The organism is Streptomyces sp. NPDC033216, assembly GCF_055577115.1.
On the sequence record NZ_JBVIQK010000032.1, the window covers coordinates 1 to 18,416 of the forward strand.

Genomic DNA, 18,416 nt, shown 5'->3' on the forward strand with positions numbered 1-18,416 from the left:
CGGGGGGGGGGGGGGGGGGGTGGGGTTTTTGTTCCCCCTCCCCCCCCCCCCCCCCCCCTCCTCCCCCCCCCCCCCCCCTCCCCCCCCCCCCCCCCCCCCCCCTCCCCCTCCCCCCCCCCCACCCCCCCCCCCCCCACCCCCCCCCCCCCCCCCCCCCCCCCCCCCCCCCCGACCTGCTTCTTCTGTCTGCGCAAGCGCTGGATTCGGCTTCAGCCCGCACTAGTCGAATGGTCGTATACTGAAGTCATGGGACGGACGAGCGATGCCAGGAGCAAGATCCTCAATGCCGCGCGGTCTCTCATCGAACTGCGGGGCTACTCCGCGCTGGGTGTGGCGGAGATCTGTAAGACGGCCGGTGTGCCGAAGGGCAGCTTCTACTACTTCTTCGAGTCCAAGGAAGCCCTGGCGCTGACGGTCCTCGATGAGCAGTGGGCTGTTCAGCGACGCGACTGGGAGCGTGCTCTGCGAGGTGACCAGGTTCCTCTGCTGCGACTTCGGCAGCTTTTCGAGGAGGCCGCGGCCGCCCAGCGCGCCGGCCAGGCCACGTGCGGAACCGTGTCCGGGTGCATGTTCGGCAACCTCACCCTGGAGCTGAGCAACCAGACGGCGCCCATCCGCGAGCGTCTACAGGAGATCTTCGACGCCCAGGTCGGCATGGTCGAAGAGGTGATCTCCGCCGCCCACGAGCGCGGTGACGTGACGGTCACCGACACGCGTGACGCTGCCCGTTCGGTCGTCGCGCAGCTGGAGGGGCAGGTGTTGTTCGCGAAGCTCTACAACAGCACCGCCCAGCTCGATGCCCTCTGGCTGAACTGTCTCGCTCTGCTGGGAGCGCGCGCCCCCGAACTGGGTGTGGCCGCGGTCTGACCAGGGCGCTCGGCACCGGCTCGGCGACCCTTGGGGGAGGGGAAGCGCCGGGCCGGGGCACGACACTCACCCCTTGGCCTTCTCGGAGGCCAAGGGGTGAGTCTTTGAGTCGCTCGGGTCAGGACGGTGTCACGCGAACTTGACGTCCTCGATGTCGATGGTGACGAGTTCGATGTCGCGCACCACCACACCCCCTTCTCCGAGCGGGTAGACGCGGCGCCTGGTGGGGAGCACGATCCCGCCGAACTCCGCGTGGTCGAAGGTGTAGTGCGCGGCCGGACCGGCGTTGAGGACCTCCGCGGTGTAGTCGTGCCTGCGAAGCAGTCCGTCCTCGTCGAAGTAGAAGACCTGCTCCCGGCTGTGCGTCGCGATGTGCTCGGGGAACGTGACCTTGAGCCGGCTCCACGTCTGGCCGTCCTCGGTCACGGCAGGCAGTTCCTCGGTCCGGAAACCGGGGGAGGCGAAGGTGAAGGGGGACGTCAGGTACGTCCACATCGCGTATCCGGCGAAGTAGGCGACGTGCAGGTCGTCCCAGGGGGTTTCGAGGGTGTGACCCGCGAACGCGTCCCGGGGCGACAGGCGCTCGGCCCTTACCTCGCCGGAGTCGCTCTCCACCGCCACACGCTCGGCGGTGAAGGAGGTGCGCAGGTCCGGGGCGGTGAAGGGGTAGTGGCTGGCGCGCTGCCGATGCAGGTCGACCTGTACGGCAGCACGGTCGAAGACGCCCTCCTGGCCCTTCATCGCCCACAACGCTCCTCCGGAGCGGAAGTCGACCGTGGCGGACTCGTACCGCGAGTAGCGGTCCTGGCCGCCGTGCGCCTTGACGACCTTGGCCGTGAGATCACTCATGGTGCTGTTCTCCTGTGTGCTGGTCCGGGATGAGCTGCTTTCTATGATGACCGGTCGTCTTAAAAGGGGCAAGCAAGTAGCCTGTGTCTCCGCCCACGTGAAAGCCGTCATCGACAAGATCTCAGGGGCCGTCTGATACCGTCGAATGCGACCGATCGTCTTAAAGGGTGGGAACAAGGAGGTCAGCGCGTGCCCAGAGTGAGTCTGCGGGAGAACCTCATCGTTGCGGCGGTCGAGCAGTTCCATGCTCGCGGCTACGCGGCCACGGGGGTGAAGGACATCACCGACGCCGCCGGCGCGCCCAAGGGGTCCTTCTACAACCACTTCCCGAGCAAGGAAGCGCTGGCCGTCGTCGCGTTGGACCGGTACGGCGCCAGTCGGGGGCTGGAGAAGCTGCATGACCGGTCGGTCGCTCCGCTGACCCGGCTGCGTGAGCACTTCGAGTTCCTGCGCGACGAGAACCTCGAGGCAGAGTTCACCCGGGGCTGCCTGGTCGGGGACCTCGCTGTCGAGGTCGCCGATCACAGCGATGTGGTGCGCGCGACGGTGCACGACGGTTTCCAGGCCTGGACCGACGCCCTCGCCTTCGCCATCACGGACGCCCAGCAGGCGGGCGAGGTGGCGAAAGCGCTCGATGCCTCCACCCTGGCGCGCTTCGTGCTGAGCGCGTGGGAAGGCGTACTGATCAGCGCCCGGGCCGACCGTTCGGCTCGGGCGTTCGAAGCGTTCTTCACGGTGGTCTTCGGCGTGCTGCTGCGGTGAGTCGCCCGGCAGGCGGCCGAGGCCGCCTGCCCGCTCCTCGGCTCGCGCCGGTCGCCTGCCGTCGAGCAGCGCTCCAACGGCTCGGGGCGGTCGTGGGGACGGGGGAAACCGGTGTTTCCCGGCGCCTGGCTCGTGGGCCAGACCTGAGCTGCTTGGACGCGCTCGCGGAGGGGCTCGTGGCCCGCGGTCGGCGCGCCAGTCGTTCAGGGCGACGAACGGCTGCGGCGGGGAGCGGCGTACCGCCGGGTGAAGGCCGGTCGCCGTGCATGGTCGAGGGCTTACCGGGTGCGGTCCGGTGCCGCCGAGGCGGCGAACAGGCCGGATCTGCCCTCTGGCGCCGTGTCCTCGAGGCGCTCGAAGAACCGCTCAGGAGGCGCGCTGGCAGGCGGTCGAAGGCTTACGGGTGCGAGTACAGCGTGGCGGTGGCCGTGTGGCGCAGGAATTCCTCGGCGCGATCCCATGGCCAGTCGTTGTCGACCACGAGCGAGCGCCAGCCGGACGGGCCGAACCAGAACCACAGCGCGTCCGCCGTCTCCTGTTCCGCGTAGAGGGGCACGGGGTCCAGGGTGTGGAGGTGGCCGGCGGCCGTCGTCAGGGCGTTCCGGTAGGCCGCCGTGGCTCGCTCCCACAGGGCGGCACCGTTCTCGTGGACCGGCAAGGCCTTGTGGATCGCCTCGTGAACGAGGAAGCGCCCCTCGTTGCCCGCTCGGGTGCCTCGGGCGAGTGTGTCCAGGACCGCCTCGGGCGCCCGCAGGCCGAGCAGGTGCCGTACTGCCCGCTCGTGACCCGACGTGGCCACGCCCTGGTCCACGATCCGGTCCAGGATGTCGCCCTTGCTGCCGACGCTCGCGAACACCGTCTTGGGAGAGACGCCGGCGGCGGACGCGATGTCCGTGACGGTCACCAGCCCGTAGCCGCGGTCCGCGAACAGCTCGGTGGCGCACTGGAGGATCTGCTCACGGGTTCGCGCAGCGGCCTGTTCGCGCAAGGGGGAGACGTAGGAGCGCTTGGAGGGCATCGCCCCATCTTAGGTTTTCCATACCGACCTAATGATTAGGTATGCTGTTACCTTAATTCTGAGCGGTCCGCGCCGCGTGGGTCGCAGCTGCCGAGAGGTGTGACCGATCATGGGAATGACCGCTGCCGAACTTGCCCAGGGGCTCTTCCGCGTTCTCGAGACCGGAGACGCGGATCTGGCCGCCGACGTGGTCTCGGTGGACTTCCGCAACCGTGAGGCGGCCGTGGCACCCTCGCCCTGCTCGATCCCGGGCCCAGCGGGTGTGCTCGCCTCGGGGGCCTGGATGCGTTCCGCCTTCGACGAGTTGCGCTTCCCGATCATGGACATCGCCACCAACGACCGGCAGGTCTGGGTCCGGCTGCGCATGCAGGGGCGCCACACGGGCCCCTTCGTGCGCTTCCGTGAGGGCGCGCTCGAACAGGCGGTTCCCGCGACAGGACGTGAGATCGACTTCGAGCAGATCCATGTGCTGGACCTGCGCGAGGGCAAGGTGGTCGGCCATGAGGCCGTGCGCGACGACATCACCATGCTGGGTCAACTCGGCGTCTTCCCGCCCGCTCCCGCGACCGCCCTGCGTATGGTCGCCTGGAAGCTGGGCGGGCGTGCCGCTCGCGCCGCCACCCGTGTGACGGCCGAGGCGGCAGAGGCGGCCGCCCTCGCGGAACGAAACCGCTGAGCCGGGCCCCTGCTCCGCAGGGAAGAGCGCGGAACGTGCCCGCCCCTGGCTCGTGGGCTGCCTGACCTGCGGCCGTCACCGGTCGGGCCCCGACGTCCGTCGGAAGCCTCGGGGGGCGTCCTCCTCCTGTGCGGCGTCAGGAAGGTGAGGATCTCCACGTAGGCCACGTAGGCGCCGTACAGCCACGCGAGGGGCACCGGGAAGCCGAAGGTGGCGAGCCAGGCGTTTCGGGGCGCCCCGTAGGCGATGCCGTCCTCACCCTGCTCCAAGGGCAGGGCGAGGAAGGACGTCCCCAGGGCGACGAGGCCGAAGGCGAGGTCGAGGTCGTCGCCGCGGAAGCTGAGCCCCTCGCCGTCGCTGAGGGTGGAGAACAGCACATTCGACACGGTGAGCAGCAGATGGCCCGGTCCGGCCGCGATCAGGAAGCCGTGGAAACGGCGGCGACGCGCATCCAGCGCCTTTCGCACGTCACCGCCTTGACAGGTGACGTCGCTGGTGTGACTATCGACCACGTCGAGTCGTCGGGCTCTCCGTGCGAGTCCCTGGCACCGGCCGACTTCCCGTCGGTCGGGCACCGTCGACCACATGAAACGGCTGCCGCGCACCGTGGTACCTCAGCGCGTGGAGGAGATGTCGAAGTGGGACACGAACCCGAGACCGGGGGCCCGGCTCAGGAAGTCGGGCGCCTGCGGTTCGGCACCTTGCCGGAACGCGTCCGTCCGGAAGACATGACCGAAGAGCGGCGGGCGGTCGTGCACGATCCGACGAGAGAGGCGTACGACGCCGACGAGTGGCTGGTGCGCGTCTGCCTCTGACGCCCGTGCCGCGATCCGTCCGACCCTCGATGGGTCACGGCCGAGGGCACGGAGCACCGCACGATCCCTCTCCCTCACCCCCAAAGGAGCCACAGTGAGAATTCGCAAAGCCCTGACCGTCCTCGTGTCGGTGTCGGCCGCAGTGGTGATCGCCTGCGGCTGCTCCCTCCAGGTGTTCTGACGGCCGAACGGCCGGCGAGCGCCGAACCGCCGCCCCGTGGCAGGCGGCGGCCGGACACGACGGCGGCACAGCACGGCCCGCTTCCCGGCCCCTGTACGCGCAAGGGCGTGTCTGACAACTGCCGCCGCGTGCACGACGCCTGGCACGGCACTTCGCCGCGTTGTCGGATCACCCGTGGACAGCCGGCACGCGGACGGTCCTCCGTCTTGCGACGCACCGCACCGGACGCCGCGCACCGATCCGACGCGCGCTGTCAGACATGCCTAGAGGGGCATGTCGACGACGACGTTCTTGCCCCGGCCGTTCGGGAAGCTGTTCCACACTCCGCCCAATGCGTCGACGATCAGCAGACCACGGCCGTGCTCGGCCTCGGCGTTGTCCTCCTCCGAGAGTGCGAGAGGCGACGGCACCGGCGGATTGCTCCGCGAATCCCGCACCTCCAGCCGGACATGGTCGTCGAACGCCCGAATACGGACGTCGACGTCGCTGCCCGCATGGATGAGTGCGTTGGTCACCACTTCGGAGGCGATGAGCTGGAGCGAGTCCGAGAGATCCGGCAGCCCCCAGGTGTGCAGCCGGTCGTCGACGAAGGCCCGTGCCGCCCCGGCGCCCTGCAAGTCGCCACGCTGGATGACCATGCCTCCGGCCCGCGGGGCCGCCTGGCTGGAGGCCCCCTCGTACCGGGCCACGAGCAGCACGGCGTCGTCCCGCCGCCGCTGCGGGTGCGAGACGTCGGCGGAGATGTGGTCGGCCAGCTGCTCCAGGTCCGATCCGGTCGTGACGCTGCCGGAACCGAGCAGAGCCCGCGCGCGTGCCTCCGGGGTGGTCGCGTTCCAGTCGACCAGGCCGTTGGAGTAGAGCATGAGGATGCTCCCGGCCTCCAGTCTGTGCTCCCGCCCCTGACAGGCGCCGTTCACCGCCACACCCAGCGGCACGTTCGCGGGTGCCTCCAGCGCGTCGATCCTCCCGTCGGCATGCCGGACCAGCGGATTCGGGTGACCCGCCAAGGCCACCTCCGCGGTGCCGTCGCCGGTGTCCAGGACGACGACGCAGCAGGTCACGGTCAGCTCCGTACCCGACGTGGTGAGCAGCCGGCCGACACGGTCGATCACCGTGGTGGGCGGATGGTCCTCGCTCGCGTAGGCGGCCACCGCGGTGCGCACCTGCCCCATGACCGCGGCGCTCTCCATGGAATGGCCCTCGACGTCCCCGACGACGAGGGCCATGCGTTCGCCCGGAAGCGGGATGACCTCGTACCAGTCCCCGCCCACCTTCGACGTCGCCGTGGCGGGCCAGTAGCGTGCCGCGGTGGTCAGGCGGGGCAACTCGGGGAGACTGGAGGGCAGAAGCGTTCTCTGTAGGCACTCGGCGACCTCGCGTTGCCGGGAGCCGAGTTCCACCCGCTCGACGGCCGCCCCCAGCGACTGTGCCATCATGCCGAGGATCGCCCGCTCCTCGGTCGAGAACGTGCGCAAGTCCGGGAACGTCAGACAGCACACGCCGATGACCGTCTGCTGCTCCCCGGCGCCGAGACCGCCGAACCGGGTGGTTCCGGGCAGTGGCAGATGGGCTTCGGCATGGGGCCCGCCGTCGGGTCGATCGGAGTCGACGGCCGGTGGACCGGATGCGGCCAGGAACTGCGGGAGCCCGCGGAGCGCCTCCGTGACCGGGGACTCGGCGTCCGTCCTGGCGCCGTGCAGATGGCGGACCATGCCGGACGACGTGCCGCTGTGCCCGAGCACCCACAGGTGCCCCTGGTCGGCCGTCACCAGGGCGAGGGCGCGCGCGCCGAAGGGAGCCATGATGCACCCCTGGGCGGCTTCGACGATGTCGTCGGGCGTCGTGGCCCGATTGAGCAGCTCCGTCAGACGGCGCACCGGGTACATCATGCTGGTGCCAGCGGAGCCGGGCGCGCCGGGCACCCCCCAGCCGGGTGTGTGCCCACCCATGTCCGATTCCGGCCAGATCGGTACGAGCGCGGGCACGGGGCCGGCCGTGACGGCGGTGCCCCGTCCGGCGAGTACGGCGAGAGCGGTGGCGAGCCGGTCCCCGGCACGCCGCAACCGCCCCCGGTCTGCCGGCCCGAAGGGTTCGGAACCCTCCCCGCGGAGCACGCTCATGGTGCCGAAACGTCGGTCTTCCGCCGTGATCGGGACGGACAGTGCGGCATAGGGGTGGGGGAGTGCCTGCCCGCGTGCCGTACCGGCGGCGTCGACCTGGGCCGAGACCGCGGCATCACCGGAGGCGAAGGCGCGTGCGCAGCTGCCGGTCGAGTCCAGGCGGACCCTTCCGGGCACCATGAACAGGGACGGGGGGCCGCCGCCTGTCAGTGCCAGTTCGAGCCGGGTGCCATCACCGCTCAGCAGGTGGATGGCTGCGGCAGCGGCGCCGAGGGCGCCCATGGCCTCGCGCGCGGCCCCGTGCAGGACTTTCGCGAGATCCTCGTCCTGGATTCCCGCGAACTGACCGGGCTGGGCACTGTGCGAACGGCTGGTGTCCACAGATCGTCGCCTCCAGCAGCAGGATAGGCCCGGCGCCCGCGGATGGCCTGCGGTGCGGTCACGGCGCTGTGGGAACGGTGAGTCCCGCTCGCCGGTCGCGGCGTGGACACCTCGGGTGCCGCTGTGGCCGACGCCGCCCCACGCGCTCCCACCGGCCCGTACGGCAGACGGAGCCCGAGCCCGCGAACCCTGCGACGTCAGAGCGCGTGGCTTCTCGCGGCAAGGTCCGACGCGGTCACCTCCATCGCGGCCCGGTGCCCGAAGAGGCCGGGAAGGCCGCCTGTGTGGAGGAAGACCGTGCGTCGGCCACGAACGATGTGCCCGTCCTCCACCGCTGCGATCAGGCCGGCCATGGCCCGGCCGGTGTAGACCGGGTCGAGCACGACGCCCTCCGCGCGGGCCGTACGGTTCAGGGCGGCCACGACGGGTTCGGTGAGCGCGCCGTACCCTTCGCCGACCTGGTCCAGTCGCAGCCGAAGCGAACTCGGCGGGTGTGCCGTGCCGGACAGATCGGAGACGAACGCGGCCACGATGTCCGCCGGATCGGTCACGGCGCCGCAGTGGACGCCCAGAACCCGCTGGGTGCCGAGCGCGTGCACCAGACCGGCCATGGTGCCGCCGGAACCCAGGGCCACCACGACGGTGTCCAGATCCGGGGCCTGGGCGAGCAGCTCGCGGCCGCACACGGCGTAACCGCGGGCGCCGAGCGTGCTGGAGCCACCGAAGGGGATCAGCGCCGGTACGGCACCGTCGGCTCGTAGCCGGGCGGCCACTGTCGCGGCAACGGCGCCGAGGGCGTCGCCGTCGACGTCACCGGCCCAGACGACGGTGGCGCCGAACAGGGCGTCCAGGACGAGATTGCCGTGCACCGGCCCACCGGGCGCGCCCGCCAGGACCAGTACGGTCCGAAGCCCCAGGCGGGCGCCCGCGGCGGCGGTCAGGCGGGCGTGGTTGCTCTGCGGGGCGCCGGTCGTCACGAGGTGGGTCGCCCCCTCGGCGAGGGCTGCTCCGCAGAGCCACTCAAGCTTGCGCACCTTGTTGCCGCCGCCGCCCAGACCGGTGAGGTCGTCACGCTTGATCCACAGATCGTCCGCGCCGAGCCCCAGTTCCCGGGCGAGTCGGGGCATGGGCTCCAGCGGAGTGGGCCGGGTGCCGAGCGTGACGGGCTGGGGGCCGTCGCTTGGGGAGGTCATGAGGACATGATCGCACTCGGCGGCTGCCACGTGCCGCTTGGTCGGCGAGCCACCGTTTCCCCTCTTGGTGGACCTGGGGGACATCTCGCCACCGCTATGACGGGTGATGTGTCGCGTGTGTGCTTGCCGCGGTACGACTGCGGGGCGGGCGCCCGGGGCCACAGCAGGGCAGGTGCTGGGGACCGTGCTGGTGCGTGAGGGCCGTTCCGTTCGCGCCGGCGGACGGCACCGTTCGTCACGAGACGGCGGAGGCGGCGCGTCGACGACTCGTAGCCGGGGTCCGCACGTCGGGAGCGCCTACGGGCAAGGCCGTACGGCGGGTCCGTCTTCAGGGTCTCCGAGGCCGCGGGCGCCGGTGACGACCATGCAGGAGGCAGGCCGGTGGGCGTCGGATCGAGGTCGTCCACCACGACATCGGGGGCGTGGGCCAGGGCCCGCCGACACGGAACGAGCAGTGCGGTCGGTCGCCTGCGGGAGCAGGCTCAGGTCGCCACGTTCTGGAGGGCCGCGGCCAGCTCCTTGAGGTCGAGACCGGCCAGATGATCGAGGAAATGCCGGCGGAGGGCGGCCAGATTGGTCGGCCACGCTTCTTGCAACCGCCGGAAGCCGGTGTCCGTGAGAGCGGCGTTCCAGCCGCGGGCGTCCTCCGCGCACCGGACCCGCTCGACGAAACCCTGACTCTCCAGTCGGCACACGACACGAGTGGTGCCGCTGAGCGACATCTCACAGACTCCGGCGAGATCACTCATGCGCAGTTGTCGACCCGGCGCCTCGGAGAGGTGCATGAGGGCCAGGTACTCGGTGTTGGGCAGACGCTGTTCCCGCATCATGTCGGCGTCGATGGCGCGCGGCAGCGCGTGAATGAGACGCGGAAGGGCCCGGACGACCGCTTCCTCCTCCGGGGTGAGGGCCTTCGGTGCGGAGGGGGCCGGTGCTGGCTTCGCGGTCGACATGGCATCAATGCTTGCACAGCGAAGTAAACCAGGCAAAGTCACGTGCTGAGCGATCGCGGCGTCCACAGCCGACTCGACACCGCGGTGGCCCGCCGCGCCCCCTGGAGGGGAACGGCGTCGCCGGCGCAAAGCGGGATGATGTTCGTCATACGGGGTCGGGTTCCGGTGGGGCCGGTGGGTGACCGTTTGACAATCTGGATGATGCTCATAATCCTGAGTTGGTGGGCCGGTCTCCCGTTCCGGTCGGGTCCGCGAGTCTCGGCCGTCGCACCTGAAGGCCGGGACCGTCGTCGCCGAGCCCGGACCCGGCCGGCCCACCGCCCCGGCGGCTCGGCGAGGTGTGACCACGATGACGTAGGCCGACGGAACGTCAGGTGACGGATCAGGCAGACGTCGTCGTGCAGAACAGTTCGGGCAAGAACGTTGCTCCAGGAAGGGAAGCGTGTCATGAACAGCGATCAATCAGGTCTGTGGGTACGCGAGACGATGCCGCAGGGGGCGTCCTCGCTCTCTCTGGAGATCGGCCGCGTACTGGACGAGCAGACGTCGCGGCCCATCCGGGCGGACTTCCGGTTCGACCCCGGCACCCCCATGATCGTCTCCGTTACGTTCAAACCCGCGGCGGGATCCGCCGTGACCTGGCGCATCGGCCGGGAACTGTTGTACCGCGGCCTCTTCGAGGACAGCGGCGAGTGGGACGTGAAGGTGTGGCCGGCTCTCCGCGAGACGCCGGGCATGGCCTGGCTGCTGCTCGACTCCGGCCGCTTCGACGCCCTGTTCAGCCTTCCCGTGCCGCCGCTCGCCGAGTGGCTGGAAGCCACGTACCGGACCGTTCCGGCGGAGGCGGAGAGCGACGCACTGGACTGGGACGGTTTCATCGCGGAGCTGCTCGATCGCCCCGGCCCGCCGTCGACCGAATGACGGATACGTGCGGCGGCCGGCGCCTCTGACGCACTCGGCCGACACGCGGGAACAGGTCCCCGGCGCTCGGCCCGACGCCCTACGCGTCCCGTGCCGGCCAAGTGGGCGAGCGCGCTGATCCGCAGGTGGTTCTACGGTGCCTCGGAGAGATGAACCAACACCATGTATTCGCTGCCGTTGATCGGCTGATCGGCAGCCATGTCGGCGTCGACGACGCGGGGCAGGTATGCCATGACCCGGCCGAGAGCGCGGAGGAATGCCTCCTCCTCCTCCTCCTGATCGAGGGGCTCGATCGCCGTCGCGTCCGCCATGAGCACAGTGCATTGGCACCACCGGCCCCCTGGCCGGTGCCTCGGGGGTGTTGCCCAGGGGGGCGCCGGGCAGGCTACCGGCTCGCCCTCAGTGCGCTGACCGGCCGGCCGGCCGAGAGGCGGGTGCCGGTCGTCCGGCGGGTCGGGGGTGTGCGCGGCAGGTGAAGCCTGGATCTCGCGTGACGCTCTCCGACCTGGGCCTTTGCATTTTCGCTTGTCACCAGTCAGAATGGTGACGTGAATCATGCATTTCCCTGTGGGACGCTCTTCCTCGACTTCGTCGGAACGCTGCGCGCACGCCGCAATGAGGCGCCGACGGAAATGCTCTCACGCCCCGAGTCGCTCGACGACTGGTTCGTGGAGTCCGGCATCCTCGACGAGGCTCCCGGCGCCGACGAGGCGGACGTCGCGACGGCCCTGGACCTGCGGGAGGCCATCTACTCGGTGGTCGCGTCGCATCTGGCCGGCGAGCCTTTGCCCGGCGCGGCGCTCGCCGAGGTCAACCGGCAGGCGGCCGGCCTGCCGGTTCGGGTGCAGCTCGGCGCCGACGGCAGGCGTCGCCGCACAGGTTCCGTGGCCCAGGGACTCGTGGTTCTGGCCCGGGAGACCGTGGAGATCCTCGGGGGAGTGGAGGGCGCGTTGCTGCGCGAGTGCTCCCGTCCCGAGTGCACCCAGGTCTACCTCGACCGCTCGCGCGGCCCGCGACGGGAATGGTGCTCGATGAAGACCTGCGGCAACCGAGTCAAGGCGGCCGCCTACCGGTCCCGCCAGCACAGCAAGAAGAGCTGAGCGTTCCCGCGCGGACCCCCATGGTTCCTGACCCCCCTGGTGAGGCGCTTGGTGGTTCCGGGCCCCCTGGGGTGGCGGCCGCCGCGGCGACGCCGACGACGCCCGTCATCTCGTCACGCGGCCCTGTACCGGTCTCCGAAGGCCGGGCCGCGGGAGGATCTTCGTCGTCACCTCTCGCGGATGCCCCGGCCTCGGGCGGGCGAGGACCAGGCGTGCGAGCAGCGGCCCTGCGTTCGTTTTCCACGGTGTGCGCGGCGTGGTCGAGCACGCCCCGCCCACCAGCTCGGCCTCCAGCACGGCCATCCGCAGGCCGCCGTCGGACCGACACACCGGCCCGGTGCCCGCCAGGCGATCCCCTGTCGATCGCGCGGTGACGTTGCGGTCGTGGTCCCGGTCCGCCCGCGCCCGCTCCCTCGCGCCCGTCCCGAACGGATGCCTGCGTGGGGTGGTATCCCGTCGCCTGCTCCGGTGACGAGGACGAGGGCTCGGGCTCGGGCGACGGCTCGGCCAGGACGGTGTCACCTCGTCGCGTCGAGTACCACACGGAACCGGGCCTCGCCGGAGAGCATCCGTTCGTAGGCCCTGGGAGCGTCGCTGAGGGGGAGCACCTCGTTGAGGGAACGGATCGCGTGGGCGAGCGTGAAGTGCACGTTGTCCTCGTTCTCGACGGACGAGCCGGTGAGACTTCCGCGGACGACGCGGCTGCCGAAGATGAGGTCGGTCGTGCTCACTTCGAAGGGGTCCGGAGCCGCTCCGACGACGACCAGCTCGCCCCGCCTGCCGAGGCCCCGCACCAGCGGCGACATCGAGGCGCCCGACGCGGCGGTGGCGACGACGACCGCCGCCCCGCCGAGCTGTTGGAGCGCCTCGCCGGGGTCCGTCGCCGTACTGTCGATGTACTCGTGGGCGCCGAGCTCCGCGGCGAGCCCGCTTTTCGCCGTGCCCCGGGCAATGGCGGCGACGCGGTACCCCAGCGCCCGGGCGTACTGGATGCCGAGATGGCCGAGGCCGCCGATGCCCTGGATCGCGACGAGCGAGCCGGGGCGCGCAGCCGACGACGACACCAGCGCGGTGTAGACGGTCAACCCCGCGCACAGCAGCGGTGCACCGGCCAGCGCGTCCAGTGCGTCCGGGATCCGCACGAGACCGGTCGCCCGGGCATAGGCCACCTCCGCGTAACCGCCGTCGACGGCGGTACCCGTCTGCGGCTGTTCCTCGCAGTTGACGAAGTCGCCGCGGCGGCACGGCTCGCACACGGTGCAGTGGCCGCTGAGGAAGCCGACGCCCACGCGCTCGCCGACCCGCCATGCCGGTTCGACGCCGGGTCCCACGGCCTCGATCACACCGATGATCTCGTGGCCCGGCACGATCGGCGTTGCCGGGTCCGGTCGCAGTCCCTCGACCGCCAGGACATCGGTGTGGCAGACCCCGCACGCCTCGACACGGATCCGCACCTGGCCGCGGGCCGGTTCCTGGCGCTCCCGTTCGACCGCGGCGAACTGCCGCTGGCCGGTGACGGTGAAGGCTCGGTAGGTGGACTCGCTCATCACAGCTCCTCGGCGCCGGTCTGCTCACCCACCAGGTGGCGGGCGAACCACTCCGGCCAATCGGGATCTTCCATGCCGGTGCCCGGCCCCTGCGCGCGGTGGGCGGCCGCTGCGCGGTGGAGGGCGCCCGCCAGTTCGTCCGCGGAGGCGAACGTCATGGCCGCGGGGTCCACCCGTCCCGGCAGTCGCCTGGTGACCTCCTGGAGGAGCCAGCCGTTGCCGTCCGGGTCGTTGAAGGACAGGAACGAGCCGTAGTCCAGTACGAGGCTCCGGTCATCACGAACAGTAGCTTCGCCGTCATGTTCGCTCCTGCCATCCTGCGATCGGTGAGGTGTGCGTCCGCCCCTGCGGACTCCCGCCTCGCCCCATGCTGCTCCTGTTGGCCGCGTGTCGCACCCGTGGGAGACCCTGGTCGGTCACGGGCATCCGGAGACGCAACACATCCGACTACTGAGGGCACACGTATGTGCGGGGAGAGCACACGGGATGTGACGCGTGCGGCGGGACCGCTTCCGGCGCGCCCTGCGACGTGCGGGCGGTACCGGCCGCGGGACGAGGTGCCGCAGGCCAGGGGCTTCACTCGGGTGGGGATCGCTCTGGCGTCGCAGGGGGTGAGGGCTTCCTCGGCTTTCGATGCGACGGTGCTCGCCCGCGGCCACCCGGCGGCTACGAGGCGTGGCGCGGGTGCGGAGCCAAGGGCTGGTCGTACGGGCGGCCGCTGCCGTACTTCCAGCGGACCGCGACAGTGCCGAGGCGTCAGCGGCCACCCCCGGCCGCGTAGGCCTTCGGATCACCGCCGCGGACCCCTACGTGACGTCGGCGAAGGGCTGCCGAACTCCCGCTCCGCTCCCTTCACCGTCTTCTTGGCGCCGCGCTCGACGGTGATGCCGCCGCTGGCCCGCACCGAGTCGGTGTTGAAGTCCTGACCTCGGGCGTCCGGTCGGCGAGCGAACATTTTTCACGGCTCACTCGTGAACCCCGGCCACCACCGGATCCGTTCTGTCATTGAAGGCTCCCGCCGCGCATGTTGACTGGCTGACACCGCGGCGGGGCGCGGGCAGTCGCCTCCTGGCTTCCCCCGGCAGGGAGGCGACTGCCCCGCTCGTGCCGCTCCGCTCACCCCCTGAGCGGAGCGGCGCGGTCGCGGTGCCCTGCCCCACGTCATGCGAGTGTGTACCTCACCGACCGCTGGTCCTTGTGGCGGCGGATACGACCCTTGGCCACGAGTGACTCCAACGTGTTGCGCACCACCTGTGGCGTCGGCGTCCGGTCGGGGTGCTTGGCGAGAAGCTCGTCCCGCAGCTCCTTGGCGAAGCGCGGCTGTTCCTGCGCACGGAGCAGATCCAGCAGGAGGTCCGCGAGAAGAGGTTGCTGCGACTTGCCCGTGCCGGGACTCCTCCTGGGAGTCTTCGGGCGGGCTGCGGGCCGACCCGACCGCGGGAGTGTGGGTTCCTCCTGCGCCTGCTCGGGCAGCGGCGGCGGTTCGCTCACGCCGCCCTCGTGCCGCTCCGCGAGGGCCAGGATGTCAGCGAGGAGGGCTTCTTCCCGCTTCAACATCTTGACGGTTTCGAGGAGTTCCTGTTGTCGGCGGCGGTTTTCCTTGAGATCCGATGCGGCCTGCTCGACGTACCGCGATCGGAGCGTCGCGGCTGACTGGCTGGTCACAACCGTTCACTCCCTCGAAAATAGATGATGCTGGGCATGGTACCCATGCATGGGTGCACACGCAGCGACGTGTCGAGGCAGCGGCGCCTCGGACATACCCCTCAGGTGGTGTCGGCTGCCGAAGGATCCGCGGTGTGGGTTGCACGGCCGTCGGCCGTCCGCGCCAGTGACGTGTGCACCGCGGGGCCGACGGTTTCACACTCAGCCTCGCGCCCCCTGCAAGACGGCAGCCCACACCTTCGCGGGTCAGCTGCATCGACGTGGGTGCCGTGGCGGCCGTCACCGCCCGGACCATGGTCAGCACTGCGGGCCACCGCGGGCGGACTCCGCCCCGGACCGGACCTCTCCTCGCACCGGTGGCCGGTGAGGCGGACGGCTGAGGTACGCCCGCCGGCGCCGGACCGCCGGGCAGCCACCCCCGGTCCTCGTACTCGATGCGGCGGGCCAGGTGCAGGGCACCGTGTCGCGACGCGGGTCGGCATCGCCGCGTCACAAGTGCAGCAGTTTTCCGGCACTCGTCCGTGCCTAGGGTGCGGATGCCTCGGAGGACGTATGTGCACCCTCCGGCCGCAGAACCACGGAGCACCGGAACGGCTCGGAAACTATGACTACCCTCCCCACGCCAACGACCATGGCGGAACTGCTGGTCACCATCATGCGGGAGTACCGGGACGGGCTCGTCTCGTACGCCGAGAACGCGCTGGGCGACCGGGCACTCGCCGAAGACATCGTGCAGGAGGCGGTCATCCGTGCCTGGCGCAACCTGGACCGCCTCGTCGACATGGAGGGCTCGGTCAAGCGATGGCTGTTCACCGTCACCCGCAACCTGGTCATCGACTGGGTGCGCAAGCCGCACGCGCGCAGGGAGGTGTTCGGAGCCGTCCACAACGAGCCGTTGTCGGGGACGGACAGTGTCGAGGCCGTGCACGACGCCATGACGGTCAAGCTCCTCCTCCACGGGCTGTCACCGGAGCACCGCGCGGTCCTGGCCCACATCTACCTGTGTGATCGCACCATCAAGGAGACCGCGGGGATTCTGGGTGTACCGGCGGGAACGGTCAAGTCCCGCCACCACAACGCTCTGCGCAACCTCCGTTCCGTGGTGCACCGCGACGCCTCCTGAGTTCCGGTGGGGGAGCGATGCGCTCAGCGGTCGGCAGGAGGAAGGATCGTCTCCAGCGCGGAGCTGAGCTGTCGGTACAACGGCTCGCCCCGTGGGTGCAGGCCCATGTCCCGGACCAGCGACGGCAGCAGATGCCTCTCGGCGGTGATCCACTCGGCGGCCTCCGCGCTTCCGCCGAAGTGCTGCGGTCGCACACCGGGCCGCGGCGGCGGCAGGATCAGGGTTCTGCGGTGCGGCGCCATCAGCGCGGTCGCCGCGTCGGCGCTGTAGAGATAGTGCTCGACCATCCTGGCCCGTGCCGCGGACCGCGCGCTGGGCAGGTCCCGCTCGGAGCTGAGTTCCGCGGCCAGGCCGCGCAGCAGCTCATGAAAGGTGTACCGGCCGGGCGCCGGCTCGGTGAGCAAATGGTGATCGACCAGTTCCGCCAGATCCGTGTGCGTGGTGCGCAGGTCGGTGCCGGTCAGGCTGGCGGCGGCTCGCGAGCTGATCTCCCGTGCGGGATGCAGGCTGAGCAGTCGGAACAGCGACGCGGCGCTGGGGCGTAGCGCCGCGTAGGAGGTCATGAAGGCGCTTCTGACATCGGTGCGGTCATCGTGTGTGGACAGGGCGGCGAGTCTGCCCCGGTCGTCCTGTAGCCGCGATGCGAGCGAGGCGAGGGAGAAGGCCGGTTGCAGCCGCGCCCGGGTGCTCGCGACGGCCAGCGTCAGCGGCAGTCCTCCGCACGCGTCGACGATGTCCCCCACCGCGGCGTGCTCGCCCCTGATCCGGTCCGCGCCCAGGCGGTGTTCCACGAGTTCCAGGCTCTCCTGGCGGTTCATGGGATGGAGGGTGACGATCCGGGCGTCGTCCGTCACGACCAGTCCCTCCAGCCGCCGGCGGCTGGTGACGATCGTGAGTGAGCCGGCGGTGCTGGGCAGCAGGGGACGGACCTGTTCACTGTCGCGGGCGTCGTCCAGGACGAGGAGCAGCCGGCGCCCCGCCAGGGTCCTGCGATACGCGGAGCCGAGCGCGGCGGTGCCGGCGTCCGAGACCGAGTCCGCCGGAACCGGATCGGCACCCAGCGCTGCGAGCACCGTGCGCATGGCCTCGTGGGACGCGAGAGGCGGCCGCGAGGTGTGGTGCCCCTGGAGATCCACGAAGATCTGTCCGTCGGGGTAGCGTGCGGCCGCCAGGTGGGCGAAGCGGACGGCCAGAGTCGTCTTGCCCACTCCCGCCATGCCGCAGAGGGCAGCGGTGAGCGCGGGATGCCGTTGATCCCCTCTCGGCGGCAGGAGTTCGAGGCATTGGTCGAGCTCGGCCTGGCGACCGGCGAACGACGGGCAGTCGACGGGAAGTTGGGCCGGTACCGAAGCGCCGGGGACGGGGCACACCGACGTGCGCGAGGGACTGGTGATCTCGTGCTGGAGCAGGCGCTGCTGGGCAGCCCGCAGCTCGGGGCCGGGTTCGACACCGAGTTCGTCGGCCAGACTGCGGCGGATGCGGTCGAACTGCCGCAGGGCCTCGGCCTGGCGGCCGGTGGCGGCGAGGGCGGTGATGACCCGGGCGTGCACGGCCTCGTCGAAGGGGTGTCCGACCAGGGCGTGGCGCAGTGCCGTCAGGACGTCGTCCGTCAATGCGGGGGCCTCGGCCAGGACGACGTCGGCGGCTTCCTTCACCGCCGCGACGAACTCCTGCCCTACCGCGGTGAACACCGGGTGCCGGCACACGTAGCTGCCCTCGGCCACCACGGGACCGCGCCAGAGCCGCAGGGCCTCGACGAAGAGGTGGGCGGCCCGGGCGCGGTCCGAGGTCCTGGCCTCGAGCCGTGCCTGCGCGCACTTGTCACGGAAGTGCAGGAGATCGAAGTCCGAGGTGTCGACGAGCAGGCGGTACCCGTCGGCGGCACGTACCAGGTGCTGGGCGTCGGACCGGCTGCGCAGATGAGGTTCCAACGTCCTGCGCAGGGCGCCGATGTGCCGGTGCACCACGTTGACCGCGCTGGCCGGCGGCTCCTCGTCCCAGAGCACGTCGACGGCTTCGCTGAGCGTCAGCGGGCCGGGCGCGCGCAGCAGGAGCAGGGCGAACAGGGCGAGTCTCCTGGGCGGGCCGAGAGGGAGTTCGGTGTCCCCGCGCATCGCCCGCACGGTGCCCAGGATCGAGTAGCGCACTGCCGCGTCCATGCCCCTTCCGCCCCCTCCGGCGTCGAACGTCATGCACTGCTCGAACGCCGTACTCGCACCGGGAAGTGGACGACCGCTGACGTTTG

General features: G+C 70.9%; 18 protein-coding genes and 1 pseudogene. 7 read left to right on the forward strand and 12 right to left on the reverse strand.

What is annotated here, in order from left to right; genetic code table 11:
* Positions 1–246: 246 nt before the first annotated feature.
* Positions 247–867 (forward strand): TetR/AcrR family transcriptional regulator, encoded by a 621-nt coding sequence (locus ACZ5Y0_RS33280; RefSeq protein WP_469132384.1) that lies wholly within the window; start codon positions 247–249, stop codon positions 865–867.
* A 129-nt stretch (positions 868–996) separates the two neighbouring features.
* Here ACZ5Y0_RS33280 and ACZ5Y0_RS33285 read toward each other — a convergent pair whose 3' ends face one another.
* The gene (locus ACZ5Y0_RS33285) at positions 997–1,716 is read right to left on the reverse strand and encodes a hypothetical protein (protein ID WP_469132385.1); all 720 of its coding nucleotides are present in this window, start codon (positions 1,714–1,716) and stop codon (positions 997–999) included.
* 189 nt (positions 1,717–1,905) lie between these two features.
* On the opposite strand from ACZ5Y0_RS33285, the gene ACZ5Y0_RS33290 reads away from it, so the two are divergent.
* Positions 1,906–2,478, forward strand: a complete 573-nt coding sequence (locus tag ACZ5Y0_RS33290) for a TetR/AcrR family transcriptional regulator (protein ID WP_469132386.1) — start codon at positions 1,906–1,908, stop codon at positions 2,476–2,478.
* Positions 2,479–2,875: 397 nt separating this feature from the next.
* On the opposite strand, the gene ACZ5Y0_RS33295 is transcribed toward ACZ5Y0_RS33290, so the two are convergent.
* Positions 2,876–3,496, reverse strand: coding sequence for a TetR/AcrR family transcriptional regulator (locus ACZ5Y0_RS33295; RefSeq protein WP_469132387.1), 621 nt, complete (start codon positions 3,494–3,496; stop codon positions 2,876–2,878).
* Positions 3,497–3,605: 109 nt separating this feature from the next.
* On the opposite strand from ACZ5Y0_RS33295, the gene ACZ5Y0_RS33300 reads away from it, so the two are divergent.
* A complete protein-coding gene (locus tag ACZ5Y0_RS33300) occupies positions 3,606–4,172 on the forward strand; it encodes an ester cyclase (protein WP_469132388.1) in 567 nt (188 codons plus the stop codon).
* Positions 4,173–4,408: 236 nt separating this feature from the next.
* Here the strand turns inward: ACZ5Y0_RS33300 and ACZ5Y0_RS33305 are convergent.
* Positions 4,409–4,759 (reverse strand): annotated as a pseudogene (locus ACZ5Y0_RS33305) (hypothetical protein); the annotation flags it as partial.
* Positions 4,760–4,810: 51 nt separating this feature from the next.
* On the opposite strand from ACZ5Y0_RS33305, the gene ACZ5Y0_RS33310 reads away from it, so the two are divergent.
* On the forward strand, positions 4,811–4,987 hold the full coding sequence (locus ACZ5Y0_RS33310) for a hypothetical protein (protein ID WP_469132389.1): 177 nt from the start codon (positions 4,811–4,813) through the stop codon (positions 4,985–4,987).
* 444 nt (positions 4,988–5,431) lie between these two features.
* On the opposite strand, the gene ACZ5Y0_RS33315 is transcribed toward ACZ5Y0_RS33310, so the two are convergent.
* The 3 genes from ACZ5Y0_RS33315 to ACZ5Y0_RS33325 all read right to left on the reverse strand — a co-directional run bounded on the left by ACZ5Y0_RS33315 (position 5,432) and on the right by ACZ5Y0_RS33325 (position 9,815).
* Positions 5,432–7,669, reverse strand: a complete 2,238-nt coding sequence (locus ACZ5Y0_RS33315) for a SpoIIE family protein phosphatase (protein ID WP_469132390.1) — start codon at positions 7,667–7,669, stop codon at positions 5,432–5,434.
* A 197-nt stretch (positions 7,670–7,866) separates the two neighbouring features.
* Positions 7,867–8,862, reverse strand: a complete 996-nt coding sequence (locus tag ACZ5Y0_RS33320; protein WP_469132391.1) for a D-cysteine desulfhydrase family protein — start codon at positions 8,860–8,862, stop codon at positions 7,867–7,869.
* Between the two features lie 482 nt (positions 8,863–9,344).
* Entirely contained in the window at positions 9,345–9,815 is a 471-nt protein-coding gene (locus tag ACZ5Y0_RS33325) for a MarR family winged helix-turn-helix transcriptional regulator (protein ID WP_469132392.1), read from the reverse strand.
* A gap of 447 nt (positions 9,816–10,262) precedes the next feature.
* Between ACZ5Y0_RS33325 and ACZ5Y0_RS33330 the strand changes: the two genes are divergently transcribed.
* Complete coding sequence (locus ACZ5Y0_RS33330) at positions 10,263–10,736, forward strand: SsgA family sporulation/cell division regulator (protein ID WP_469132393.1); 474 nt, start codon at positions 10,263–10,265, stop codon at positions 10,734–10,736.
* A gap of 131 nt (positions 10,737–10,867) precedes the next feature.
* Here the strand turns inward: ACZ5Y0_RS33330 and ACZ5Y0_RS33335 are convergent, their stop codons facing one another.
* Complete coding sequence (locus ACZ5Y0_RS33335; RefSeq protein ID WP_469132394.1) at positions 10,868–11,047, reverse strand: hypothetical protein; 180 nt, start codon at positions 11,045–11,047, stop codon at positions 10,868–10,870.
* Positions 11,048–11,284: 237 nt separating this feature from the next.
* Between ACZ5Y0_RS33335 and ACZ5Y0_RS33340 the strand changes: the two genes are divergently transcribed.
* Entirely contained in the window at positions 11,285–11,836 is a 552-nt protein-coding gene (locus ACZ5Y0_RS33340) for a CGNR zinc finger domain-containing protein (RefSeq protein WP_469132395.1), read from the forward strand.
* Between the two features lie 518 nt (positions 11,837–12,354).
* On the opposite strand, the gene ACZ5Y0_RS33345 is transcribed toward ACZ5Y0_RS33340, so the two are convergent.
* The 4 genes from ACZ5Y0_RS33345 to ACZ5Y0_RS33360 form a co-directional block, all read right to left on the reverse strand.
* Positions 12,355–13,383: an alcohol dehydrogenase catalytic domain-containing protein gene (locus tag ACZ5Y0_RS33345; RefSeq protein WP_469132396.1), complete on the reverse strand. Its 1,029-nt coding sequence runs from the start codon at positions 13,381–13,383 to the stop codon at positions 12,355–12,357.
* Entirely contained in the window at positions 13,383–13,541 is a 159-nt protein-coding gene (locus ACZ5Y0_RS33350; RefSeq protein WP_469132397.1) for a hypothetical protein, read from the reverse strand. Before ACZ5Y0_RS33350 ends, ACZ5Y0_RS33345 begins: the two co-directional genes overlap by 1 nt.
* A 632-nt stretch (positions 13,542–14,173) precedes the next feature.
* Positions 14,174–14,338: a hypothetical protein gene (locus ACZ5Y0_RS33355; RefSeq protein WP_469132398.1), complete on the reverse strand. Its 165-nt coding sequence runs from the start codon at positions 14,336–14,338 to the stop codon at positions 14,174–14,176.
* Positions 14,339–14,544: 206 nt separating this feature from the next.
* Positions 14,545–15,048 (reverse strand): hypothetical protein, encoded by a 504-nt coding sequence (locus tag ACZ5Y0_RS33360; RefSeq protein WP_469132399.1) that lies wholly within the window; start codon positions 15,046–15,048, stop codon positions 14,545–14,547.
* A gap of 631 nt (positions 15,049–15,679) precedes the next feature.
* Between ACZ5Y0_RS33360 and ACZ5Y0_RS33365 the strand changes: the two genes are divergently transcribed.
* Positions 15,680–16,171, forward strand: coding sequence for a sigma-70 family RNA polymerase sigma factor (locus tag ACZ5Y0_RS33365; RefSeq protein WP_469132400.1), 492 nt, complete (start codon positions 15,680–15,682; stop codon positions 16,169–16,171).
* Between the two features lie 23 nt (positions 16,172–16,194).
* Here the strand turns inward: ACZ5Y0_RS33365 and ACZ5Y0_RS33370 are convergent, their stop codons facing one another.
* The gene (locus ACZ5Y0_RS33370) at positions 16,195–18,330 is read right to left on the reverse strand and encodes an AfsR/SARP family transcriptional regulator (protein WP_469132401.1); all 2,136 of its coding nucleotides are present in this window, start codon (positions 18,328–18,330) and stop codon (positions 16,195–16,197) included.
* Between the last annotated feature and the right edge of the window lie 86 nt (positions 18,331–18,416).